This window comes from Pantoea sp. JZ2 (assembly GCF_035191405.1).
GTDB lineage: Bacteria > Pseudomonadota > Gammaproteobacteria > Enterobacterales > Enterobacteriaceae > Pantoea > Pantoea stewartii.
On sequence record NZ_CP045247.1, the window covers coordinates 538,726 to 562,311 of the forward strand.

The 23,586-nt window shown below is 54.5% G+C and carries 20 protein-coding genes and 1 pseudogene; 18 read left to right on the forward strand and 3 right to left on the reverse strand.

All coding sequences use genetic code 11. The annotated features are described in order from the left end of the window. Window positions 1–222: 222 nt before the first annotated feature. A complete protein-coding gene (queG, locus tag GC087_RS02660; protein ID WP_324029559.1) occupies window positions 223–1,362 on the reverse strand; it encodes a tRNA epoxyqueuosine(34) reductase QueG in 1,140 nt (379 codons plus the stop codon). On the opposite strand from queG, the gene nnr reads away from it, so the two are divergent. The 15 genes and pseudogenes from nnr to GC087_RS02735 all read left to right on the forward strand — a co-directional run bounded on the left by nnr (window position 1,361) and on the right by GC087_RS02735 (window position 19,409). Beyond that, window positions 1,361–2,881: a bifunctional ADP-dependent NAD(P)H-hydrate dehydratase/NAD(P)H-hydrate epimerase gene (gene nnr, locus GC087_RS02665; RefSeq protein WP_054633012.1), complete on the forward strand. Its 1,521-nt coding sequence runs from the start codon at window positions 1,361–1,363 to the stop codon at window positions 2,879–2,881. The genes queG and nnr overlap by 2 nt on opposite strands. Beyond that, window positions 2,878–3,354, forward strand: coding sequence for a tRNA (adenosine(37)-N6)-threonylcarbamoyltransferase complex ATPase subunit type 1 TsaE (gene tsaE / locus GC087_RS02670; RefSeq protein ID WP_033740042.1), 477 nt, complete (start codon window positions 2,878–2,880; stop codon window positions 3,352–3,354). Before nnr ends, tsaE begins: the two co-directional genes overlap by 4 nt. Further along, window positions 3,351–5,027, forward strand: a complete 1,677-nt coding sequence (gene amiB / locus GC087_RS02675; protein ID WP_205952345.1) for an N-acetylmuramoyl-L-alanine amidase AmiB — start codon at window positions 3,351–3,353, stop codon at window positions 5,025–5,027. Before tsaE ends, amiB begins: the two co-directional genes overlap by 4 nt. A 49-nt stretch (window positions 5,028–5,076) precedes the next feature. Then, the gene (gene mutL, locus GC087_RS02680) at window positions 5,077–6,921 is read left to right on the forward strand and encodes a DNA mismatch repair endonuclease MutL (protein ID WP_039341770.1); all 1,845 of its coding nucleotides are present in this window, start codon (window positions 5,077–5,079) and stop codon (window positions 6,919–6,921) included. Continuing rightward, complete coding sequence (gene miaA, locus GC087_RS02685) at window positions 6,914–7,864, forward strand: tRNA (adenosine(37)-N6)-dimethylallyltransferase MiaA (protein WP_006120944.1); 951 nt, start codon at window positions 6,914–6,916, stop codon at window positions 7,862–7,864. The genes mutL and miaA overlap by 8 nt, the downstream gene beginning before the upstream one ends. 104 nt (window positions 7,865–7,968) lie before the next feature. Next, complete coding sequence (gene hfq / locus GC087_RS02690) at window positions 7,969–8,283, forward strand: RNA chaperone Hfq (protein ID WP_033740039.1); 315 nt, start codon at window positions 7,969–7,971, stop codon at window positions 8,281–8,283. A 75-nt stretch (window positions 8,284–8,358) separates the two neighbouring features. Further along, window positions 8,359–9,639, forward strand: coding sequence for a ribosome rescue GTPase HflX (gene hflX / locus GC087_RS02695; protein ID WP_006120942.1), 1,281 nt, complete (start codon window positions 8,359–8,361; stop codon window positions 9,637–9,639). Between the two features lie 177 nt (window positions 9,640–9,816). Beyond that, window positions 9,817–11,048 (forward strand): annotated as a pseudogene (hflK, locus tag GC087_RS02700) (FtsH protease activity modulator HflK). A gap of 3 nt (window positions 11,049–11,051) precedes the next feature. Beyond that, complete coding sequence (gene hflC, locus GC087_RS02705) at window positions 11,052–12,056, forward strand: protease modulator HflC (RefSeq protein ID WP_006120940.1); 1,005 nt, start codon at window positions 11,052–11,054, stop codon at window positions 12,054–12,056. Between the two features lie 55 nt (window positions 12,057–12,111). Continuing rightward, window positions 12,112–12,312, forward strand: coding sequence for a DUF2065 domain-containing protein (locus tag GC087_RS02710; protein ID WP_006120939.1), 201 nt, complete (start codon window positions 12,112–12,114; stop codon window positions 12,310–12,312). Between the two features lie 166 nt (window positions 12,313–12,478). Continuing rightward, window positions 12,479–13,777, forward strand: a complete 1,299-nt coding sequence (locus GC087_RS02715) for an adenylosuccinate synthase (protein ID WP_033740036.1) — start codon at window positions 12,479–12,481, stop codon at window positions 13,775–13,777. Window positions 13,778–13,999: 222 nt separating this feature from the next. Next, complete coding sequence (gene nsrR, locus GC087_RS02720; protein ID WP_006120936.1) at window positions 14,000–14,443, forward strand: nitric oxide-sensing transcriptional repressor NsrR; 444 nt, start codon at window positions 14,000–14,002, stop codon at window positions 14,441–14,443. Window positions 14,444–14,459: 16 nt separating this feature from the next. Then, on the forward strand, window positions 14,460–16,895 hold the full coding sequence (gene rnr / locus GC087_RS02725; protein WP_006120935.1) for a ribonuclease R: 2,436 nt from the start codon (window positions 14,460–14,462) through the stop codon (window positions 16,893–16,895). Between the two features lie 66 nt (window positions 16,896–16,961). Next, window positions 16,962–17,696: a 23S rRNA (guanosine(2251)-2'-O)-methyltransferase RlmB gene (gene rlmB / locus GC087_RS02730; protein ID WP_033740035.1), complete on the forward strand. Its 735-nt coding sequence runs from the start codon at window positions 16,962–16,964 to the stop codon at window positions 17,694–17,696. Window positions 17,697–17,780: 84 nt separating this feature from the next. After that, window positions 17,781–19,409 carry an isovaleryl-CoA dehydrogenase gene (locus GC087_RS02735; protein WP_324029561.1) on the forward strand — a complete coding sequence of 543 codons (1,629 nt, stop codon included), beginning with the start codon at window positions 17,781–17,783 and terminating at the stop codon, window positions 19,407–19,409. On the opposite strand, the gene bsmA is transcribed toward GC087_RS02735, so the two are convergent. Both bsmA and GC087_RS02745 read right to left on the reverse strand, forming a co-directional pair. Then, window positions 19,383–19,709: a biofilm peroxide resistance protein BsmA gene (bsmA, locus tag GC087_RS02740; RefSeq protein WP_324029563.1), complete on the reverse strand. Its 327-nt coding sequence runs from the start codon at window positions 19,707–19,709 to the stop codon at window positions 19,383–19,385. The genes GC087_RS02735 and bsmA overlap by 27 nt on opposite strands. Before the next feature lie 57 nt (window positions 19,710–19,766). Next, a complete protein-coding gene (locus GC087_RS02745; protein WP_054633018.1) occupies window positions 19,767–21,698 on the reverse strand; it encodes a methyl-accepting chemotaxis protein in 1,932 nt (643 codons plus the stop codon). Window positions 21,699–21,852: 154 nt separating this feature from the next. Between GC087_RS02745 and yjfP the strand changes: the two genes are divergently transcribed. The 3 genes from yjfP (at window position 21,853) to priB (ending at window position 23,583) form a co-directional block, all read left to right on the forward strand. Beyond that, window positions 21,853–22,602, forward strand: a complete 750-nt coding sequence (gene yjfP, locus GC087_RS02750) for an esterase (protein ID WP_006120929.1) — start codon at window positions 21,853–21,855, stop codon at window positions 22,600–22,602. A 261-nt stretch (window positions 22,603–22,863) separates the two neighbouring features. Beyond that, window positions 22,864–23,259 carry a 30S ribosomal protein S6 gene (gene rpsF, locus GC087_RS02755; protein ID WP_006120928.1) on the forward strand — a complete coding sequence of 132 codons (396 nt, stop codon included), beginning with the start codon at window positions 22,864–22,866 and terminating at the stop codon, window positions 23,257–23,259. Between the two features lie 6 nt (window positions 23,260–23,265). Next, complete coding sequence (priB, locus tag GC087_RS02760) at window positions 23,266–23,583, forward strand: primosomal replication protein N (protein ID WP_006120927.1); 318 nt, start codon at window positions 23,266–23,268, stop codon at window positions 23,581–23,583. Window positions 23,584–23,586 lie beyond the last annotated feature (3 nt).

A 23,586-nucleotide genomic window follows, 5' to 3' on the forward strand; every position in this document is an offset into this window, starting at 1 on the left:
TTGTTTTAAACAGAGTTATCCACAGGTTTGTGAATTAAGCCAGACGGTAGACGCATTTGCAAAATAACACAAATTTTATTTAAGTTGCTGATTTTTAATGAAATAATAATATTTCATTATGTTATCCTTTTCTGTCAGTTGTGTTATTACGATTGAATGACAACGCGTTTTTATTTTTATTCACAGGATGTGGAAATCCGCGCCTTCTGGACAGTTGCGCAATCAGGCATCACGTGGTAATCCCTTTTCAATGACTCTCACCAGCCGTTTTTGCTGCGCGGGTTGAACATCGATCGCCAGCGCTTTTCGCTTATGTAACTGTTGCGTGATGGCCCACTCAATATGTTCGTCCAGCAGATCGCTTTCGCCACGTCGTTGCTCAAGGACGCTAAGGATCTCTGTATGCCAGGGTGCATTGCCCAGCGCGACGGCAATATTACGGGACCAGCGCTGATAACCAATGCGCCGAACAGGGGACCCTTCAGTAATGCGCAGGAATTTAGCTTCATCCCACTGAAACAGCGCGGTTAACTCTGGGGCATGCAGCGCGGCGCGGGGCGAAAAATCGGCTTCGTCAGTCAACTGCCCATAGCGATTCCAGGGGCAAATCAACTGACAGTCGTCACAGCCATAAATCCGGTTTCCCATGAGCGGCCGAAACTCCTCCGGTATAGCTCCTTCGAGTTCGATCGTCAGGTAGGAAATGCAACGTCGCGCATCGACGGTATAGGGTTCAATAATCGCGCCCGTCGGGCAAATGGTCATGCAGGCAACGCAGCGCCCACACTGTTCTTCCTGCGGCGTATCGATGGGAAGGGGCAGATCAATCAGCAGTTCACCCAGAAAAAACCACGAACCGGCTTCACGATTCAGGATCAGCGAATGTTTACCGGTCCAGCCCAGTCCGGCTTTCGCCGCCAGCGGGCGTTCAAGCAGCGGCGCAGAATCCACAAACGGGCGAAACTGGCTTTCGCCACAGTACGTCTGGATCATTTCTCCAAGCTTTTTCAGGCGATTGCGCAATACTTTGTGGTAATCGCGGCCCAGCGCGTAACGGCTGACATAACCCAACTGTGGGTTTTTCAGCGTGCTGGCAAACGCGGCTTTCGCGGGCAAGTAGTTCATGCGAACGCTGATCACCCTCAGCGTGCCGGGTAGCAGTTCATGCGGACGTGCGCGCATCATTCCATGGCGGGCCATCCATTCCATTTCGCCATGGTACTGCTTATCCAGCCAGGCTTGCAGGCGCGGTTCTTCTGCGCTGAGATCGGTATCGGTAATACCGACCTGCTGAAAGCCCAGATCGCGTCCCCACTGCTTAATGTGTTGAGCGAGTTGATCAAGATCCAGAGGGTATGACATGACTAACCAGAATCCGAAGAGAAACCGCGGCAGTTTACCACACTCTGTCTGGCCTGCGCAGGCGCTGAAACAACTTGAGCGCGAGGGGGCAGATGCGCTGGGCATTACGCTCTACGAGCTGATGTTACGTGCAGGTCAGGCGGTATATGAACATATTATGGCGCACTGGCCAGAAGCTCAGCACTGGCTGGTGTTGTGCGGTCACGGCAACAACGGAGGCGATGGCTATGTTGTCGCCCGGTTGGCTCAGGCTGCAGGTAAACAGGTGACGTTGCTGGCGTGCGATGGCAGTAAACCTTTACCCGACGAAGCGCGTACTGCGCGAGACGGATGGCTTGAATCGGGCGGCGAAATTCACGCGCCCGACGCCGCCTGGCCTGAAAACGTCGACGTGATCGTAGACGCGTTGTTAGGCACTGGCGTTTCACGGGCGCCGGTTGAGCCTTTATCCACCCTGATTGCACAGATCAATGAGCATAGCGCGCCGGTCGTGGCCATCGATATGCCATCCGGCCTGTCGGCAGAAAACGGCACGACGCCGGGTGAGGCGACAGAAGCCACGCATACGGTGAGCGTGATCGCGTTAAAACCCGGACAGCTCACCGGTAAAGCACGGGATTGTGTCGGACAACTTTATTTCGCCGGTCTGGGTTTACACGACTTTCTGGCAGCACAGCAGCCCCCCATGGCCCGATACGATGCACACAGTTTACGCCAGTGGCTTAAGCCGCGTAAGGCGACCTCCCATAAAGGCGATCAGGGCCGCCTGCTGATTATTGGTGGGGACAGTGGAACCGCGGGCGCTATTCGGATGTCTGCGGAAGCAGCGCTACGCACCGGTAGCGGCTTGGTGCGAGTACTTACTCACAAGGATAATATTGCACCCATTCTTACCGCGCGCCCGGAAGTGATGGTGGACGAGCTGACGGATACGCGCCTGGATGACGGCATCGCCTGGGCGGATGTCATTGCGATTGGACCGGGGCTGGGACAGCGTGAATGGGGCCAGAATGCACTGGAGAAGGTTAAAAGCGCTGAAAAGCCGATGCTTTGGGATGCTGATGCGCTTAACTTGCTGGCAATAAAGGCAGAGAAACGTCAGAATCGCATTATAACGCCGCATCCAGGCGAAGCGGCTCGCTTGCTGGGTGTTAAAACCAGCGAAATTGAAAGTGACCGCTTACATGCTGCACAGGAACTGGTGAAACGCTATGGTGGTGTCGTGGTCTTAAAAGGTGCCGGCACTATTATTGCCAGTGAAAGTGGTCAGATGGCTTTTGCCGATGTGGGTAATGCAGGAATGGCATCGGGTGGTATGGGTGATGTGCTCACCGGTATTATTGCCTCGTTGATGGGACAAAAATTGGCGCTGTTTGATGCTGCCTGCGCAGGTTGTGTCGCTCACGGTGCTGCCGCTGATAAGCGAGCGGCACTATGGGGCACGCGCGGTATGCTGGCATCAGACTTATTTGATCTGCTGTGGCAGTTTGTTAATCCAGAGATGAATCAAGAAGCATGAAGAGCTGTGTTATACCTTTGCCCACTGAGGCGGCAACACTCGACCTGGGTGCTCAACTGGCGCATGCCTGTGGCAAGGCGGCGGTTATCTATCTTTACGGCGACCTCGGTGCGGGAAAAACCACATTCAGCCGCGGTTTCTTACAGGCATCCGGCCACGTGGGCAATGTGAAAAGTCCGACCTATACGCTGGTTGAGCCGTATGTTCTGGACGGGCGTGCTGTCTATCATTTTGATCTTTATCGCCTTGCCGATCCGGAAGAACTCGAGTTCATGGGGATTCGTGATTACTTCACCAATGACGCGATTTGTCTGGTGGAGTGGCCGCAACAGGGTGCCGGTATTTTGCCTTCCCCGGATATCGCCTTAACGCTGCGTTATGTCAATGAGGCACGCGAGGCCGAACTGGTGGCACATTCCGAGCAGGGACAGCGCTGGGTGACGCAGATCGAACAAGGCAGGGCACCGGCATGATGTCATGGATGAAAACAGTTATCGTGGCAGGATTGCTACTGGTTGCGGGTCCGCTGTTTGCCGCTAATTTATCGGACATTCAGGTATCAAATGGCGGGAATCAGGCGACAGTAACGCTCAGTTTTTCTGGCCAGCCGGTTTATGCCTATTTTCCCCTACATAATCCCGACCGCGTTGTTCTGGATATCCGTCAAAGTGGCGTGATTAAAGGGCTACCCCTAACGTTTAGCGGCGATAACATCGTAAAGCGTATTCGTACCAGCACGCCAAAAGATAAACAAAGTATCCGGCTGGTTTTTGAGCTAACGCAGTCGGGAAAAACCCGCGCAGTGACACAGCGCAATGGCAGCAATTACAGCGTTGTCTTTACTATTCAGGGTAAGCATCCCGCCGTTACGCGCAGCGCACCTGCTGCCGTGGCAGAATCCCAGCCCATCCGAACGCGACAACGCAATGCCAGCAATCCGTTCAATGCGAATCCGGTCACTACGGTAACCAATACCAATAGCACGGCCGTACCGGGTGGCACGTCCAGCCGCAACGATACGGTGATTGTCGCCATTGATGCGGGACATGGCGGTCAGGATCCCGGCGCAATTGGGCAGCACGGCCTGAAAGAGAAAAACGTCACTATTGCGATTGCGCGTAAATTGAAGGTGCTTTTAAACAATGATCCGATGTTTAAAGGTGTATTGACGCGTGATGGCGACTACTTTATTTCAGTGATGGGCCGGTCAGACGTGGCGCGTAAAGCGAATGCCAACGTGCTGGTCTCTATCCATGCGGATGCTGCCCCCAGCCATGCGGCCACAGGTGCCTCGGTCTGGGTCTTGTCTAACCGTCGTGCAAACAGTGAGATGGCGAACTGGCTGGAGCAAAAAGAGAAACAGTCTGAACTTCTGGGCGGGGCCGGCGATTTACTGGCCAACAGCCAGGCCGATCCTTATCTGAGCCAGGCGGTGCTTGATCTCCAGTTTGGTCACTCGCAGCGCGTCGGATATGACATTGCGGTGAAAGTCATCCAACAGTTGCGCGGTGTGACGTCGTTACACAAACGTTTACCGGAGCATGCCAGCCTTGGCGTGTTGCGTTCGCCGGATATTCCGTCGCTTCTGGTGGAAACCGGATTTATCAGTAATGCCTCGGAGGAGCGACTGCTCGGCAGTAGCGCACACCAGGATAAGATTGCACAGTCAATATATAAAGGACTGCGCGCTTATTTCCTGGCGCACCCGCTACAATCGGTCCCAAAGGAGGAAAACCGGCCGCTGGGCTCGTCGCCAGCGGTCAGCGTAGCCAGTAATCCGGCTACCGGTGAGACGCAGTATACGGGCGCTGTGCAGCGGCATACCGTGACACGTGGAGAGACGCTGTCCGGTATTGCAGCAAAATATGGCGTAAGTATGGCAACGTTACGGCAGATGAATACCCTGAAGCGCGATGTCGTCTGGGTGGGACAGCGACTGAAAGTGCCTGCCAGCGCGGTAGCCAGCAGGACAACGCCAGCTGCAACGACTCCCCGTCGCCCGATCCGACATAAGGTGGTTCGTGGTGATTCACTGAGCAGCATCGCCGCCCATTACGGTGTCAGCCCGAAATCGATTCTTCAGGCGAATAACCTGAAATCAACCAACGTGATGTTGGGTCAAAACCTGAAAATCCCTGCATCCTGATTGTGGGCCCGGCCAGCAGGCCGGGCAACCAGCTACAAGGATATCCCGCATGCCAATACAAATTTTACCGCCGCAACTCGCTAACCAGATTGCCGCCGGAGAAGTGGTTGAGCGCCCCGCATCGGTTGTGAAGGAACTGGTGGAAAACAGCCTTGATGCGGGGGCAACGCGAATAGATGTGGATATCGAAAAGGGCGGTGCAAAACTCATCCGCATCCGCGATAACGGCTGTGGTATCGCAAAAGATGAACTCGCGATGGCGCTGGCTCGCCATGCAACCAGCAAAATTGCATCGCTGGACGATCTGGAAGCCATTATGAGCCTGGGGTTCCGTGGGGAAGCGCTGGCCAGTATCAGCTCGGTTTCCCGCCTGACGCTGACGTCGCGCACGGCCGAACAAAGCGAAGCCTGGCAGGCGTACGCGGAAGGCCGTGATATGCAGGTGACCCTCAAGCCTGCCGCACATCCCTGTGGATCGACGCTGGAAGTCCTTGACCTTTTTTACAATACGCCAGCGCGCCGCAAGTTTATGCGTACTGAGAAAACCGAGTTTGGTCATATTGATGAAGTCATCCGTCGCATTGCGCTGGCGCGGTTTGACGTGGCGATTTCTCTGAACCATAACGGCAAGCTGATGCGTCAGTACCGGGCGGTTAACGATGAGCGCCAGCGTGAACGTCGCCTTGGCGCGATTTGTGGCACGACCTTCATGCAGCACGCACTGCGAATCGACTGGCAGCATGACGATTTAGCTCTGCGCGGCTGGGTTGCCGATCCCGCCGGTTCTCGTCAGATCAGCGACATCCAGTACTGTTATGTTAATGGCCGCATGATGCGTGACAAGCTCATCAACCATGCCATCCGGCAGGCGTTTCAGAGCCAGTTGCAGGACGATCAACAGCCCGCCTATGTGCTTTATCTGACGATCGATCCTCACCAGGTCGACGTCAACGTCCACCCGGCAAAACATGAGGTGCGTTTTCATCAGTCACGTCTGGTGCATGATTTTATCTACCAGGGCGTCATGAGCGTCTTGCAGGAAAGTGCGGCGCCCGTTCTGCCAGCCGTACAGGCGGAGGAGCCTGCACCACGCTGGCAACAGGAAAACCGCCAGGCCGCAGGCGGCAATCATTTCAGCCAGCCTGCGGCAACGCCGCGTAACAGTGGTGGCACAACCGGTGGGGCGGGTTGGCAAAGTAAAGAGCCGGGTTATCGCCCGCGTGAAGGCAAGGTTTATCAGCAGTTGCTGGATACCGCAGCCCCTCCTGCCACTGCGGCAAAAGCGCCGGTCTCGCCGCCACGTGAGGCGACGATCACGCCAGCGCCTGTGAAAGCGCATCTGCACAGTTTTGGTCGCGTACTGACGGTGCTGGCAGATCAGTATGCCGTGCTGGAGCAGGACCAGACTTTACTGTTATTAGCCCTGCCCGTGGCGGCGCGGTGGTTAAAACAGGCCCAGTTAGAGCCGCAGGAAGGTGGATTAAAAGCACAACCGCTTTTGATTCCTGTGCGGTTAAAAATCGCCTCGGCAGAGCGCAAGGCGGCACAGGACAATCTCAGTCTGCTTAACCAGATGGGCATTGATTTGCATCCGGAGGGCGACCACATTATCTTGCGCGCCGTGCCTTTACCGTTACGAACACAAAATTTACAAATCTTGATTCCTGAACTGTTAGGCTATCTCGCCCGACAGCAAGAGAACTCTGCGACGCAGCTGGCCCAGTGGCTGGCGCGACGAGAGGATGCAGAGCCTCAGAACTGGAATCACTCCCAGGCGATTACGCTGTTGACGGAGCTGGAAAGGCTTTGTCCACAGCTGCTGAAATCGCCACCTTCAGGCTTGTTGCAAGCCATCGAGATTGAGAGCGCGATAAACGCGTTGAAGCATGAGTGAATTAAACCAGGCTGGCCGGCCAAAGGCGATTTTTTTGATGGGGCCGACAGCGTCAGGCAAAACCGCATTAGCGATTGAGCTGCGTAAACAGTTGCCGGTGGAACTGATCAGCGTAGATTCTGCTCTGATTTATCGAGAGATGAACATCGGTACGGCGAAGCCTTCTGCGGAGGAACTGGCGCTGGCACCCCATCGTTTGCTGGACATTCGCGATCCTGCTGAGGCCTATTCGGCAGCGGAGTTTCGGCGAGACGCGTTAGCAGAAATGGCGGATATCGTTCAGCATGGACGAATTCCGTTGCTTGTTGGTGGAACTATGCTCTACTTCAAGGCGTTACTTGAAGGATTGTCGCCGCTGCCCTCGGCCGATCCGGATGTCCGCCAAAAAATAGAGCAAATGGCGAGTGAAAAAGGCTGGGAAGCTTTACATCGTCAACTTTGCGAAATTGATCCGGTCGCAGGCAGTCGTATTCATCCGAATGATCCGCAGAGACTTTCGCGAGCACTGGAAGTTTTTTTTATTTCGGGTAAAACTTTAACGGAACTGACTAAAATTTCCGGCGAAGCGCTCCCTTACGATGTTCACCAGTTTGCTATCGCCCCCGCGAGCCGCGAGCTGTTGCATCAACGCATCGCGTTGCGTTTCGACCAGATGTTGGCGTCAGGATTTGAAGCGGAGTCTCGGGCCCTGTTTGCACGAGGTGATTTGCATACGGATATGCCTTCCATTCGTTGTGTCGGCTATCGCCAGATGTGGTCTTATTTAGCGGGCGAGATCGACTACGACGAAATGGTTTATCGGGGAGTTTGCGCAACCCGGCAACTCGCTAAACGGCAGATGACCTGGTTACGTGGCTGGGAGAACATTCACTGGTTAGACAGTGATGAACCTCACTTAGCGCGTGATACAGTACTTCAGGTTGTTAGTGCGAAGCATGGGTGATTGTGTACAATTGGCAAGTTACGTGCGCAAATTTTTACGCAGTTTTTTTCAGAACCACTGTGTTCTACAAGCAACAAACAACAAGCATATAAGGAAAAGATAGAATGGCTAAGGGGCAATCATTACAAGACCCGTTTCTGAACGCACTGCGTCGTGAACGTGTTCCGGTTTCGATCTATTTGGTCAACGGTATCAAGCTGCAAGGTCAGATTGAATCCTTTGATCAGTTCGTTATTTTGTTGAAAAACACGGTAAGTCAGATGGTGTATAAGCATGCCATCTCTACTGTTGTGCCTTCACGTCCGGTTTCTCACCATAGCAACAATACCGGCGGTGGCAGCAACAACAATTACCATCACGGCGGCAGCAATACGTCTGCTCAGTCGCAGCCACAACAAGACGGTGATAACGCAGAGTAAGGCGGCACCGTTTAACCAGGACTGGAAAGCCTCAGGTTTTCCGTCCTGGTCTTTTTATATAAGCGAGGTTATAGCTTGTTTGACCGTTATGATGCCGGTGAGCAGGCCGTACTGGTACACATCTGGTTCTCCCAAGACAAAGAGCTCGAAGATTTACAGGAATTCGAAACCCTGGTTTCTTCTGCTGGCGTTGAAGCACTGCAGGTTGTCACCGGCAGTCGTAAAGCGCCACATCCCAAGTATTTTGTCGGTGAAGGAAAAGCCGTTGAAATTGCCGATGCGGTAAAAACAAGTGGAGCATCGGTCGTCCTTTTCGATCATGCCTTAACGCCCGCTCAGGAACGTAATCTTGAGCGCCTGTGCGAGTGCCGTGTTATCGACCGCACTGGCCTGATTCTTGATATTTTTGCCCAACGTGCACGTACCCATGAGGGGAAATTGCAGGTTGAGCTGGCGCAGTTGCGTCACCTGGCAACACGCCTGGTAAGAGGCTGGACGCACCTTGAACGCCAGAAAGGCGGTATTGGCCTGCGTGGCCCGGGTGAAACGCAGTTAGAAACCGACCGCCGTTTATTGCGTGGCCGTATCAGCCAGATTTTGTCACGTCTGGAACGCGTTGAAAAACAGCGCGAGCAGGGACGACAGGCGCGCGCTAAAGCCGATGTGCCGACTGTCTCGCTGGTGGGTTACACCAACGCCGGCAAGTCTACCCTTTTTAACGCCATCACCTCTGCCAACGTTTATGCCGCGGATCAGCTGTTTGCCACGCTGGATCCCACGCTGCGTCGCCTGAATGTTGCCGATGTCGGTGAAGTTGTGCTGGCCGATACCGTCGGCTTCATCCGCCATCTGCCGCATGATTTAGTGGCCGCATTTAAAGCTACCTTGCAGGAAACCCGCCAGGCCACGTTGCTGATGCATGTGATCGATGCAGCCGACGTACGGGTCAATGAAAACATAGATGCTGTCAATGAGGTGCTTGAAGAAATCGAAGCCGATGAAATTCCCGCGTTACTGATCATGAATAAGATCGATATGCTGGACGGTTTTGAACCGCGCATTGACCGTGACGAAAATAACCTGCCGGTGCGAGTATGGCTCTCTGCGCAGACGGGGGCGGGGATTCCGCTGTTATGGCAGGCGCTGTCCGAGCGTCTGTCGGGCGAGATTGCCCAGTACGATTTACGTTTGCCACCGGATGCGGGGCGCTTACGCAGCCGTTTCTATCAGTTGCAGGCGATTGAAAAAGAGTGGAACGAAGAGGACGGCAGTGTGGGGTTGCATGTGCGAATGCCGATTGTTGACTGGCACCGCTTATGCAAGCAGGAGCCGTCGCTGACCAGTTATATTGTTTGAGATTGCCAAACCGAACTTACCCTGACGATTTTATGTTGTTGCGCGGCGTTAGTTGACATATTTCCCGACGGCCACTCTCTTCACCTGGTCGGCGAGTCGGGAACACAGACGCAGCCAGTGCCGCCACAACGGAAAATCACAAGGGTAAGCCGCTAAAACTATAAATGGAGTAATGACATGGCGTGGAATCAGCCCGGAAATAACGGACAGGACCGCGACCCGTGGGGAAGCAGCAATAATCAAGGCGGCAACTCTGGGGGAATAAGGGAGGTAAGGAAGCTGGGCCTCCTGATCTGGATGATATCTTCCGCAAGCTGAGTAAAAAGCTTGGCGGATTCGGCGGTGGCAATAAAGGTGACAATGGTCAGCGCAGTTCCGGCGGTAGCGGCAAACTTTTTGGCATTGTCGCTGTTGCGGCAGTAGTGATCTGGGCAGCAAGCGGATTTTATACGATCAAAGAAGCGGAACGCGGTGTTGTCACGCGCTTTGGTAAGTTCAGCCACATCGTTGAGCCAGGCCTGAACTGGAAGCCCACCTTTATCGATCAGGTCCGCGCCGTGAATGTCGAAGCCGTGCGTGAACTGGCGGCCTCGGGCGTCATGCTGACCTCTGATGAAAACGTCGTGCGCGTGGAGATGAACGTGCAGTACCGCGTAACCGATCCGGAACGCTATTTGTTCTCTGTTACCAGCCCGGACGACAGCCTGCGTCAGGCAACGGACAGTGCGCTGCGCGGCGTAATTGGTCGCTCTACCATGGATCGTATTCTGACAGAAGGTCGTACGGTCGTGCGTAGCGAAACGCAGCGCGAAATCGACGAAACCATTCGCCCGTACCATATGGGCATCACGGTGCTTGACGTTAACTTCCAGGCGGCGCGTCCTCCTGAAGAAGTGAAGTCAGCGTTTGATGATGCGATTGCCGCGCGTGAAAACCGTGAGCAGTATGTGCGTGAAGCGGAAGCCTATGCGAACGAAGTTCAGCCGCGGGCTAACGGTCGTGCGCAGCGTGTGCTGGAAGAAGCACGTGCTTATAAAGAGCGCACGGTGCTGGAAGCACAGGGTGAAGTGGCGCGTTTTGCCAAGCTTTTACCGGAATACAAAGCCGCGCCGGAAATTACCAAAGAGCGTCTGTACATTGAGACCATGGAGCGTGTTCTGAGTCATACACGTAAAGTGCTGGTGAACGATCGTGGTAACAACCTGATGGTTCTGCCTCTCGATCAACTGATGCGTGGTGTTCAGTCTTCCTCTGCGAAGAACGGGCAAAAGAGCAGCGCAGCATTGCCGTCACTTTCCGATCGGAGTGCAAGCCGCACGGACACGTCGTCATACAGTCCAGACAGCATCATGGATCAGCGTCGAGCCAACGCTCTGCGCAACGATACCCAGCGCGAAGGGAGAGAGTAATCAATGCGTAAGCCAGTCATAGTTGTCATTATTATCGCGTTGGTCGCCATTTATGCGTCGCTCTTCGTGGTACAGGAAGGTGAGCGCGGTATTGTCCTGCGCTTTGGTAAAGTCCTGCGCGACAGCGAAAACAAGCCTCAGGTTTTTGCACCGGGTCTGCATTTCAAGATTCCGTTTATCGAAACGGTTAAAATGCTGGATGCGCGTATCCAGACCATGGATAACCAGGCCGATCGCTTCGTCACCAAAGAGAAGAAAGATCTGATTGTCGACTCTTACATTAAGTGGCGCATCAGCGATTTCAGTCGCTACTACCTGGCAACCGGTGGTGGGGATGTGTCTCAGGCCGAAGTGCTGCTGAAGCGTAAATTCAGTGACCGTTTACGTTCAGAAATGGGCCGTCTCGACGTGAAAGACATCGTGACCGATTCTCGTGGTCGTTTGACCACGGATGTCCGTGATGCGCTGAATACCGGTACGGCAGGCGGTGACGATGACGTGTCTACGCCAGCCGCAGATGATGCTATCGCCAGCGCAGCGGCACGGGTTGAACGGGAAACCAACAGCAGTGAACCTGCGCCAAATCCAAACAGTATGGCGGCGTTAGGGATTCAGGTTGTTGACGTGCGGATCAAGCAGATCAATCTGCCGACGGAAGTCTCAGATGCGATCTTTAACCGTATGCGCGCCGAGCGTGAAGCGGTTGCGCGTAGTCAGCGTTCACAAGGCCAGGAAGAGGCGGAAAAACTGCGTGCTCAGGCTGACTATCAGGTTACCCGTACGCTGGCAGAAGCCCAGCGTGAAGCCCTGATTACCCGCGGTGATGGCGATGCAGAAGCGGCAAAACTGTTTGCGAATGCTTTCAGTCAGGATCCGGATTTCTACGCCTTTATCCGCAGCCTGCGTGCTTATGAAAACAGCTTCAACGAAAATCAGGACGTGATGGTGTTGAGCCCGGACAGTGACTTCTTCCGCTATATGAAGGCACCGTCTAACGCCACGCGCTAAGAACTGATATAACTGACAGGCCGACAATGTTGTCGGCCTTTTTTTTGGATGCGGAATGAACGTAAATATCTGGATGGCACTGGCATTGGTTTTAGTGCTCGAGGGACTGGGGCCGATGTTTATGCCACGGCTGTGGCGGCGCGTAGTGTTGAGCATGACCCAGTTGCCCGATCGGCTTTTACACCGTTTTGGTGGGGGATTAGTGGTCGCCGGCGTGGTGATTTACTGCATGCTGCGGCTGCATGGCGAAGCCTGATAAGGTGGCGCTCGCCGTCTGTGTGGTATCTGAAGCCGCGTTTACCCCCTGGATGTAGTAGTGATCAAAACGCAGGCAAAAAAGCGCGCAATCGTGTGCTAAAAGTGCTGAAAACCATAAAATCAGATGGTAGAATCCTTTTTTAAGCAATCGGTGATTTTGAGAAATGGGTAAGAACGTCGTCGTACTGGGCACCCAATGGGGTGACGAAGGTAAAGGTAAGATTGTAGACCTTCTGACTGAGCGCGCTAACTACGTGGTGCGTTATCAAGGCGGCCACAATGCGGGCCATACACTTGTCATCAACGGTGAAAAAACCGTTCTCCACTTAATCCCTTCTGGCATCCTGCGTGATAACGTTACCAGCATCATTGGTAATGGCGTGGTTCTCTCTCCTGAAGCATTGATGAAAGAGATGAAAGGCCTGGAAGAGCGTGGGATTCCCGTACGCGAACGTCTGCTGATTTCTGAAGCCTGTCCGCTGATCCTGCAATACCATGTCGCCATGGACATGGCGCGCGAAAAAGCGCGCGGTGCAAAAGCGATCGGGACGACGGGCCGTGGCATCGGACCGGCTTACGAAGACAAAGTTGCCCGTCGTGCACTGCGCGTCAGCGACCTGTTCAACAAAGAAACCTTTGCTGCCAAGCTGAAAGAAGTGATGGATCTCTATAACTTCCAGCTGGTGAATTATTACAAAGAAGAAGCCGTCGACTACGATAAAGTGCTGAACGATGTCATGGCGGTTGCCGACATTCTGACCGGCATGGTGGTCGATGTGTCTGAACTGCTGGATACGGCGCGTAAGCGTGGCGATCTGATTATGTTTGAAGGCGCGCAGGGAACACTGCTGGATATCGATCACGGTACCTATCCTTATGTGACCTCGTCCAACACCACCGCCGGTGGTGTGGCGACAGGCTCAGGTATCGGCCCGCGTTTTGTCGATTACGTACTGGGTATTGTTAAAGCCTACTCAACGCGTGTGGGTGCGGGTCCGTTCCCTACCGAGCTGTTCGATGAAACCGGTGAGTTCCTTTGCAAGCAAGGTAACGAATTTGGTGCCACTACAGGCCGCCGCCGTCGTACGGGCTGGCTGGATGCCGTTGCGGTCCGCCGTGCGGTGCAGATCAACTCACTGTCTGGTTTCTGTATGACCAAGCTGGACGTACTGGATGGTCTGAAAGAAGTAAAAATTTGCGTGGCTTATCGCATGCCTGACGGCAGTGAAGTCACCACTACGCCGCTGGCTGCTGAGAACTGGGAAGGCATTGAGCCGATCTATGAAACCCTGCCGGGCTGGAGCGAAACCACTTTTGGCGTTAAAACGCTGGAAGGCCTGCCTCAGGCGGCGCGCAACTACATCAAACGTGTAGAAGAAGTGACCGGTGTTCCGATTGATATTATTTCAACCGGCCCTGATCGTAGCGAGACAATGATTCTGCGTGACCCATTCAGCGCGTAATCATCAGCTGGCCGGACAATGTCCGGCCTTTGTTTTTTATGTGATTTAATGCCACTAAAATTCCCTTCGCTTGTCCAACTCTACACTGGCTGAAAAAAATACACAGCCGCCAACACTCTGGTTTATCATCGTAGCGAAATACGTCAGAACCAGTTCAATATTGAAATAAACAGCAGGACGGGCGAGCATACAGGTGCCACCGAATGATTGACTGAGGTCACTGTGCAGCTAACAAGTTTTACCGACTACGGCCTGAGGGCGTTGATTTATATGGCCACGCTGCCGGAAGGCAGACTAACCAGTATTACAGAGGTCACCGATACGTATGGCGTGTCGCGTAATCATATGGTCAAAATTATCAATCAACTTAGTCGTGCTGGGTTTGTTGCGGCCATACGTGGCAAAAATGGGGGCATTCGTCTGGGAATGCCTCCGGGAAATATCATCATTGGTGATGTGGTTCGCAAAATGGAACCTTTGCAGTTGGTTGACTGCGCCCGGTGCTCTATCACGCCTGCCTGTCGCCTTAAGCAGGCCTTACATGATGCCGTGCAGTTATTTTTAAAAGAACTGGACGGCTATACGCTGGCAGATTTAGTGGAAGGTAATACGCCTTTATATGAAATTGTATTGTCTGAACCGCCGGTGGCAATGAATACTCAATGACATCGGAGGAACCGTAATGTCAAAAGATCCTTTTCTGGACAGAGAAGCTGAAAAGTACGAAAACCCTATTCCAAGCCGTGAATTTATTCTGGCTTTATTAGAAAAACGCGAAAAACCCGCCAGCCGCGAAGAGCTGGCACAAGAAATGAATTTGCAGGAAGAAGAGCACCTCGAAGCCTTACGCCGTCGTTTACGTGCAATGGAACGTGATGGCCAGTTAGTTTTCACCCGCCGCCAGTGTTATGCCCTGCCTGAACGTCTTGATCTGCTGCGTGGAAAGGTCATTGGTCATCGCGATGGCTATGGCTTTTTACGCGTTGAAGGGCAAAAAGACGATCTGTATCTTTCTGCCGAACAGATGAAATTTTGTATGCATGGCGATGTCATCCTGGCGCAACCGCTGGGGGCCGATCGAAAAGGTCGCCGCGAAGCGCGTGTCGTTCGGGTTCAGGAACCGCGCAATAATCAAATCGTCGGCCGTTATTTCACCGATGCCGGCGTCGGCTTTGTTGTGCCCGACGACAGTCGTCTGAGCTTCGATATTCTGATCGGGCCTGAAGAAACCATGAATGCCCGCATGGGGTCCGTCGTGGTCGTTGAGCTTTTACAACGTCCAACCCGGCGTTCGAAGGCAATCGGTAAAATCGCCGAGATTCTTGGCGATGATATGGGCACCAGCCTGGCCGTGGATATGGCGCTGCGCACCCATGAAATTCCGCACAGCTGGCCGCCAGAGGTTGAAGCTCAGGTGAGCAAGCTGAGTGAAGAGGTGCCCGAGTCGGCGAAAAAAGGCCGGGTCGATCTGCGCCAGTTGCCGTTAGTCACTATCGACGGTGAGGATGCGCGCGATTTTGATGACGCGGTTTACTGCGAGAAAAAGCGCGGAGGTGGCTGGCGTCTGTGGGTGGCCATTGCGGACGTCAGTTACTATGTTCGCCCCGGCACACCGCTGGATAACGAAGCACAGCAGCGCGGGACATCGGTATATTTCCCTTCGCAGGTAGTGCCGATGCTGCCGGAAGTGCTGTCGAACGGCTTGTGCTCGCTGAATCCTCAGGTCGATCGCCTGTGTATGGTGTGCGAAATGACCGTATCGGCAAAAGGTAAACTCACCGGCTTTAAACACTATGAAGCGGTGATGAACTCCCATGCGCGTCTGACCTACACCAAAGTGTGGAATATTCTGCAAGGCAACCCGGAGCTGTGTGAGCAGTACGCGCCGCTGGTCAAAGACCTGCAGGAACTGCACAACATGTACCAGGTGCTGGAAACCGCCCGCGAAGAACGGGGTGGTATCTCCTTTGAGACAGAAGAAGCGAAGTTTATTTTCAACGCTGAACGCCGCATCGAACGCGTTGAACGCACCTCGCGCAATGACGCCCACAAGCTGATTGAAGAGTGCATGATTCTGGCAAACATTGCTTCTGCCCGCTTCGTGGAGAAGAATCAGGAGCCTGCGCTGTTCCGCGATCACGATCGCCCCAGCGATGACAGCATCAAAAGTTTCCGCACCGTATTAAATGAACTTGGCCTGAGTTTGCCAGGAGGCAATAAACCGCAGCCTGTCGACTACGCCGCGTTGCTGGAGCAGGTTGCCGATCGTCCGGATGCGGAAATGCTGCAAACCATGCTGCTGCGCTCCATGAAACAGGCGGTGTACGACCCGGAAAACCGTGGGCACTTTGGTCTGGCGCTGGCGTCATATGCTCACTTCACTTCACCCATCCGCCGTTATCCGGATTTACTCCTGCACCGCGCCATCAAGTATTTGCTGGCTAAAGAACAGGGCGACGTGAAGGGCCTGACGACACCCACGGGCGGTTATCACTACGATATGCAGCAGATGCTGCAACTGGGCCAGCACTGTTCCATGACCGAGCGTCGTGCCGACGAAGCCACCCGCGATGTCGCCGACTGGCTGAAATGTGACTTTATGCAGGATCAGGTCGGTAATGTCTTCAATGGTGTCATCTCCAGCGTTACCGGCTTTGGCTTCTTTGTCCGTCTCAGCGATCTGTTTATCGACGGCCTGGTGCATGTGTCGACACTGGACAATGATTACTACCGCTTTGATCCGGTGGGGCAGCGGTTGATCGGTGAATCCGGTGGACGCACGTATCGCTTAGGTGATGCGGTTGAAGTGCGTGTTGAAGCGGTCCATATGGACGAGCGCAAGATTGACTTTGCGTTGATCTCCAGCAAGCGTCAGGTGCGCGGCGAAGGGAAAACCGAACGTGACAAGGCGAAGCGGGACGGTAAAGCACCAACCAAACGCCGTCGCCAGGCCAGCCGTAAAACCAACTTTGAGCCGGATTCCGCTTTCCGCAAGAGTGGCAGCAAGCCTGCTGCGGCAAAGACTGAGAAAAAAAGTAAAAAAGTTTCGGAGAAAACCCGTAAAATCGCCGCCGCCACTAAGGCGAAGCGCGCCGCGAAGAAGGCGAAGCCTGCCTGATGCGCCCAGGCCTCTGCGTTCGCGCAGGGGCTGTTATCCATTTATTTCCAACCACTGAGCAGATTGATGAGCGAAATTATTTTTGGTATCCATGCCGTGCAGGCGTTGCTGGAACGTGACCCACAACGTTTCCAGGAAGTCTTTATTCTCAAAGGCCGCGACGATCGTCGCCTGCAACCACTGGTGACCGCGCTGGAAGCTCAAGGGATCGTCATTCAGCTGGCCGACCGCAAATGGCTGGACAGCCAGGTCGAAGGCGGCGTACATCAGGGCATCGTGGCACGTGTTAAGCCGGGTCGGCAGTATCAGGAGGGCGATCTGCCGGATCTGCTGCAGAGCCTGGAGAAACCCTTCCTGCTGGTGCTGGACGGCGTCACCGATCCGCATAACCTGGGTGCCTGCCTGCGCAGTGCCGACGCGGCGGGCGTACATGCCGTTATCGTGCCGAAAGATCGCTCTGCGCCCCTGAACGCAACCGCTAAAAAAGTGGCCAGCGGTGCAGCGGAAAACATCCCGTTAATCAGGGTCACGAATCTGGCGCGTACCTTACGTCTGCTACAGGAATATCACATCTGGGTTGTGGGTACCGCTGGTGAAGCCGACCACACCGTTTATCAAAGTAAGATGACAGGCCCGATGGCGCTGGTCATGGGCGCGGAAGGCGAAGGCATGCGCCGCCTGACGCGTGAGCACTGTGACGAACTGATCAGCATTCCAATGGCAGGAAGCGTTTCCTCGCTCAATGTTTCAGTCGCAACGGGCGTCTGTTTGTTTGAGGCGGTGCGTCAGCGCAACGCGTGATCGCCGCCGCAAATTAGGTTTTCTGTCCGGTCATAATGGCCACTCACCTTACATACTGAGTGAGTGATATCGCGAGGAGCCGTTATGACCTGGACAACTCACACCGTGTTTAATCAACCTTTTCCTCTCAGTAACAGCAACCTGTTTCTGTCTGACGTGCCGTTATGTGACGCGCTGTTGCGTGAAGGCGGCGGAGGGGACAGCGACTGGCTGGCATCGGTAGGCAGTCAACTGGGCAGTGCAGAGTCGCTGGAGCTGGGGCGGCTTGCGAATACCTGTCCTCCTGAACTTCACCGCTATGATGCGCGCGGCGTAAGAGTGGATGACGTGCGCTTTCATCCTGCCTGGCATCTGCTGATGCAGGGCGTGTGCAGCAGCCGTCTGCATAACCTCAGCTGGCAGCCTGATGTACAGCCAAACGCCAGCGTGGCGCGCGCGGCCCGGTTTATTTTGCATGCCCAGGTTGAGGCCGGCACGCTTTGCCCGGTGACGATGACGCACGCCGCGATTCCCTTGCTGCAACGCTATCTGCCCACCGCGTTTCGGGGCTGGCTTGAGCCATTACTCAGCGATCGTTACGACACACATGCGATGCCGGGCGATCAGAAGCGTGGACTGTTGATCGGCATGGGGATGACTGAAAAGCAGGGCGGCAGCGATGTGCTGGCGAATACCACGCGCGCAGAGCCGCTGCAGGGACGGGGAAGTGGCAAAGCGTATCGCCTCATCGGCCATAAATGGTTTTTCTCTGTACCGCAAAGCGATGCCCACGTCATCCTGGCGCAAACGCAGCAGGGACTCAGCTGTTTCTTTCTGCCTCGCCTGCTGCCGGACGGGTCACATAACGCCATTTTCATTGAGCGCTTAAAAGACAAACTCGGTAACCGCGCCAATGCCAGTAGTGAAGTGGAGTTCAAAGACGCAACCGGCTGGCTGCTGGGTGAAGAGGGCGAAGGCGTGCGCCTGATCCTGAAAATGGCCGGCATGACGCGCTTTGACTGCGCGCTGGGCAGTCACGGACAAATGCGCCGGGCCTTCTCCGTCGCCCTTTACCATGCCCACCAGCGCCAGGTGATGGGAAAAAATCTGGTGGATCAGCCCCTGATGCGTCAGGTGTTAGCGCGTCAGGCGCTACAACTGGAAGGGCAAACGGCCTTACTGATGCGGCTGGCGCGTGCCTGGTCGCAGGCGGATGACGCGAATCAGGCGGCGTTTGCCCGGCTGTTAACTCCCGCGGCGAAGTTTGTGATTTGCAAAGCGGGCATGCCGTTTGTAGCAGAATCCATGGAAATGCTGGGAGGGAATGGCTACTGCGAGGAAAGCGAACTGCCCCGGCTTTACCGTGATATGCCCGTTAACAGCATCTGGGAAGGCTCAGGCAATGTGATGTGTCTGGATGTTCTGCGTGTGATAAGCAAAAAGAGCGGCATCGTGGAGGCGTTAATTCGGGAATGTGATGAGGTAAAGGGCGTTAACCGCCACTTCGACAGACGCTGGCGTCAACTGAAGCTGCGCCTGGGCAAACACGATGAAGCCCAGGCGCGGACGTTAACACAGGACATCCTGAAGTTGGCCACAGCGGTTCAGCTGTTACGCCACGCTGAACCGCGACTGGCGGATGCCTGGTGCGGCCAGTGGCTGGATACGCGGGGCGAACCCACTATCGATGCGGCACTGGCCGATCGCCTACTGGCGCGCGCCAGCGGCCGGTGAGGCACCGTAGAGGATCGCGGTGGTATACCAGATGCCAGGCGTTATCGTTTCGTCGACCATCAGAATCTGATAATAAACGGCGCCTGCCTGATTCGCGCGCGCAGCAATCGCCCGCTCCGCGTCATCCGGTGAGCCTCTCACGCTGGCGCTAATCGTACCGAGCTTCGGTAAACCATAGCTTTGCGCGCGGGTAATCGACTGCGCCTGAGCCGTTGGCGCGGGCGGGGCTTTCGGCGTCTCCTGAAACGCCGTGCAGCTACTCAACAACAGACTCAACGTCAGTAACACAACATAACGCATAGCTAATCCTTGAGAGTCACCTTAACAGGATAAGTGTAAGCCACCGCCCCGCGATCATCACGACTTAATCGAGAAAACGCTGACAAGCTGCGTCAGGTGGTGGCCTTTATCACTCAGGCTCTGGGCTGTCTGTTCTGCCTGCGTAACCAGTTCACTGTTCTGATGCGTGGCCTGGCTAATCTGATTCATCGCCAGGTTAACCTGGCCAATGCCTGCCGTTTGCTGTTGTGCGGCGACGTTAATTTCACCCATTAACGCCTGAACCTGCTCAATATGCGTCACAATTTCGCTCATCGCATCGCGGGTTTGTTCCGACAATGCATGGCCTTCAGCAACATGACGTATTGAGGTCGCAATCAACGTATCAATTTCTTTTGCTGCCTGGGCGGAACGCTGTGCCAGCGCCCGTACTTCGGCGGCAACGACGGCGAAGCCGCGCCCGTGCTCACCCGCCCGGGCGGCTTCCACCGCGGCGTTCAGCGCCAGAATATTGGTCTGGAAGGCAATGGACTCAATAACGTGCGTAATGTCAGCGATGCTCTGCGACGAAACGTTGATGGCGGACATGGTGTTGACCGAACGGGTGACCGTCTGGTTGCCGTTATCCACAATACTGCTGGCCTCGGCCACCAGCGACATGGCCTGACGCAGGCTGTCGGCGGTATGCTCGACGGTCGCACCAAACTGCTCCATGCTGGCCGATGTCTCTTCAACGCTGCTTGCCTGGCGCCCAATTTGCTCACTGATGTTGTGACTGCTGGCGGCAATGGTATCCGTGCCATCGCTGATTTCCTGCGCGGCACGGCGAACCTGCGCGACTATTTTCTCTAGCCCTTCGCCAATCCCGTTAATGGCATTAATCAGCTGACCCACTTCATCGTGGCGCGTCGTAGCCAGATGAACCAGTAAGTTACCGGCCGCGTATTGCTCAGCCAAATGGATGACCTGCTGTAACGGACGCGTAATGGCACGACGGCTGTACCAGACAAAACACGGCGCAAACAGCAAGACCAGAATCAGGCCGGTTATGAGGAACATATTGCGGCTGTGAATCACCGGTGCCAGCAGGCTGTCGCGGTTGACCTCACCGACCACAATCCAGTTCCAGCCAGGCAACTGTTGCCAGGCCAGCATTTTGGTTTCCCCATCAATATCGGCTTGCTGTACGCCCTCAGGCTGCGTCAGCATCGCGTTCAGCACGCCCTCCTGCCAGTCGGGACGTTTACCTTCAGCCTGTTTATCAAACAGGTACTGCCCCTGCATAGCACCTGGCGTGCCGTTTAACACGTAGAAATGCCCACTGTCGCCCAGACGACGTGCCAGCACTTTTTCGCGCATCAGGCCGTACTGTTTATCGATCTGTACGCCAACAAAAATAATGGCAATCACGGTACCGCTGTCGTCTTTAACGGGCTGATACTGCGTGATATAACGGTGACCAAACAGGGTGGCCAGTCCACGGTAGATCTCGCCTTGCGTCACTTTTTTCCAGGCCCCACTGGTCCGATCAAGCTGGGTGCCAATGGCCCGGCTGCCATCTTCTTTTTTCAGCGAGGTGGAAACACGAATGAAATTATCACCATCACGCACAAAGATGGTGGCGACGGCCGACGTACGATCCGTAAAATCATCTACGGCAATTTGATCGAGGTTCAGCGTTTTGAGCCCGGCCCGCAGAGTCGGTGTTGAAAACTCGCCCACCTGAATACGTGAAGTTTCATCGCGGCTGAAACGCTTAGGCAAAAAGCTGACAAACAGTTGAGTATAATTGCCCACTTCCTGCGTCAGCGTCGCGTTAAACATGGACGCCATTTCAGTAATGCCCTGCACCTGATTGACCATGTCATCCATGGCGAGACTTTCCAACTGGCGTGAAGCATTTTGACTTTGAATCAGCGTCAAAACTAACAATAAAACGCCTACACTTACTGAAGTTATGGCGCACAGCTTCACTCCAAGGCTTGTTCTGCTGAGAGAGAAACGTTTCATAAAGTACCTTTATTTTTTGTCAAATATGCACTAACAACGGCAGCGCGGCGCAAATGTTTAGTTAAGAAATTATTGCCTTTATGATGTTGTGAAGCGCGGAATTACATTAAACCCCTAATATGTCGTCTCAATTTGTCGTCGGAGAGGAGAAAAAATGATAGAGCTCACCACGGAAAGGTTTGCAGGAATCGAGTGCCTGCATGCTGCGCCTGCGGGTCAGCGTCGCCAGCGCTTACCCACCCTCGTTTTCTATCACGGGTTTACCTCATCCAAAGAGGTGTACGCTTACTTTGCCGTTGCGCTGGCGCAGGCAGGCTTCCGTGCCGTTATGCCCGATGCCGACATGCATGGTGCGCGTTATAACGGTGATGCCGAGACGCGGTTGCGCCATTTCTGGGACATCCTCAAACAGAACATTGATGAATTTCCGGCTATCGAGGCCGCCTTACGTGCCGACGATCTGATTGCCGATGCGCGCTTTGCCGTTGCTGGCGCCTCAATGGGAGGCATGACGGCGCTGGGGATTATGGCGCGCTATTCACACATCCACAGCGTTGCCTGCATGATGGGGTCAGGCTACTTTATGCAGCTCAGTCATACGTTGTTTCCGCCTGTGGTGGTAACGAATGAAGAACAGAAAGCCCAGTTCACAGCACGTATGGCGTCGCTGGCGGACTATGATCCTTCAGCCCGGCTGCAGAACCTGGCGAACCGGCCACTTTTGTTGTGGCACGGTGATGCCGATGAAGTGGTGCCTTTTGCTGAAACTCAGCGCCTGGATCGGGCATTACGCGAAAAGGGGCTTGATGCCCACCTGACCACGCTGTCCGAAACGCATATCGGACACAAAATTACGCCGTCAGGTCTGACCGCGCTGGTCAGCTTTTTTAAGCGTCAACTCTGATCCGTTAACGAAACCGCCCTCTTGCTTTGGCCCTTGCTTGCTTTTCACACATAAGCGCGGGAGCGGGGCGGTCTCCCGCCGATTTAAATGAAATCCCCGCTTGAGTTTGTCCGCCCACGCCAGTATGATTACGCGTCAATTTTTCAGCTGCATTCAGAGGTGTGTGTCATTTCGGTGATTCACAACCTATAACGTTCCTTGCTTCCGTGGGCCGCAGCTGACCCTGACAGGAGGCTGAATAATCCGTAAGGAGCAATTTCGATGCGTCATTACGAAATCGTATTTATGGTTCATCCTGACCAGAGCGAACAGGTTCCTGGCATGATCGAGCGTTACACTGGTGCTATCACTGGTGCAGAAGGCACGATCCACCGCCTGGAAGACTGGGGCCGCCGTCAGCTGGCTTACCCAATCAACAAACTGCACAAAGCACACTATGTTCTGATGAACGTAGAAGCGCCGCAGGAAGTGATTGACGAGCTGGAAACGAACTTCCGCTTCAACGACGCCGTTATCCGCAGCATGGTTATGCGCGTTAAAAACGCGGTAACTGAAGCATCACCGATGGTTAAAGCGAAAGACGAGCGTCGTGAGCGCCGCGAAGATTTTGCTAACGAATCCGCTGATGACTCAGATGCTGGGGATTCTGAAGAGTAATCCATCGTGACGGTTAATCGGCTGCGCCTGTCTGGCACCGTGTGTAAGACGCCAGTTCGAAAAATTAGCCCGTCAGGAATTCCGCACTGTCAGTTCGTGCTTGAGCACAACTCGGTGCAGATGGAAGCCGGATTTCACCGGCAAGCCTGGTGTCGAATGCCTGTTATTCTTAGCGGCAGCGCCCATCAGGTGATTACTCAACATATAACGGTCGGCACGCAACTCATTCTCGAAGGCTTTATTAGCTGCCATCAGGCGCGAAATGGTCAGAGTAAAATGGTGTTACATGCCGAGCAGATTGAATTGATAGATTCTGGAGACTAGCCA

What these genes read in the sequence shown, in the direction of transcription:
- rlmB (WP_033740035.1), top strand. Translation starts at nt 16,962, where the DNA reads ATGAGCGAAATTATTTTTGGTATCCATGCCGTGCAGGCGTTGCTGGAA.
- miaA (WP_006120944.1), top strand. Translation starts at nt 6,914, where the DNA reads ATGAGTGAATTAAACCAGGCTGGCCGGCCAAAGGCGATTTTTTTGATG.
- nnr (WP_054633012.1), top strand. Translation starts at nt 1,361, where the DNA reads ATGACTAACCAGAATCCGAAGAGAAACCGCGGCAGTTTACCACACTCT.
- amiB (WP_205952345.1), top strand. Translation starts at nt 3,351, where the DNA reads ATGATGTCATGGATGAAAACAGTTATCGTGGCAGGATTGCTACTGGTT.
- tsaE (WP_033740042.1), top strand. Translation starts at nt 2,878, where the DNA reads ATGAAGAGCTGTGTTATACCTTTGCCCACTGAGGCGGCAACACTCGAC.
- GC087_RS02715 (WP_033740036.1), top strand. Translation starts at nt 12,479, where the DNA reads ATGGGTAAGAACGTCGTCGTACTGGGCACCCAATGGGGTGACGAAGGT.
- rnr (WP_006120935.1), top strand. Translation starts at nt 14,460, where the DNA reads ATGTCAAAAGATCCTTTTCTGGACAGAGAAGCTGAAAAGTACGAAAAC.
- GC087_RS02735 (WP_324029561.1), top strand. Translation starts at nt 17,781, where the DNA reads ATGACCTGGACAACTCACACCGTGTTTAATCAACCTTTTCCTCTCAGT.
- queG (WP_324029559.1), bottom strand. Translation starts at nt 1,362, where the DNA reads ATGTCATACCCTCTGGATCTTGATCAACTCGCTCAACACATTAAGCAG.
- rpsF (WP_006120928.1), top strand. Translation starts at nt 22,864, where the DNA reads ATGCGTCATTACGAAATCGTATTTATGGTTCATCCTGACCAGAGCGAA.
- bsmA (WP_324029563.1), bottom strand. Translation starts at nt 19,709, where the DNA reads ATGCGTTATGTTGTGTTACTGACGTTGAGTCTGTTGTTGAGTAGCTGC.
- mutL (WP_039341770.1), top strand. Translation starts at nt 5,077, where the DNA reads ATGCCAATACAAATTTTACCGCCGCAACTCGCTAACCAGATTGCCGCC.
- yjfP (WP_006120929.1), top strand. Translation starts at nt 21,853, where the DNA reads ATGATAGAGCTCACCACGGAAAGGTTTGCAGGAATCGAGTGCCTGCAT.
- hfq (WP_033740039.1), top strand. Translation starts at nt 7,969, where the DNA reads ATGGCTAAGGGGCAATCATTACAAGACCCGTTTCTGAACGCACTGCGT.
- GC087_RS02710 (WP_006120939.1), top strand. Translation starts at nt 12,112, where the DNA reads ATGAACGTAAATATCTGGATGGCACTGGCATTGGTTTTAGTGCTCGAG.
- hflC (WP_006120940.1), top strand. Translation starts at nt 11,052, where the DNA reads ATGCGTAAGCCAGTCATAGTTGTCATTATTATCGCGTTGGTCGCCATT.
- GC087_RS02745 (WP_054633018.1), bottom strand. Translation starts at nt 21,698, where the DNA reads ATGAAACGTTTCTCTCTCAGCAGAACAAGCCTTGGAGTGAAGCTGTGC.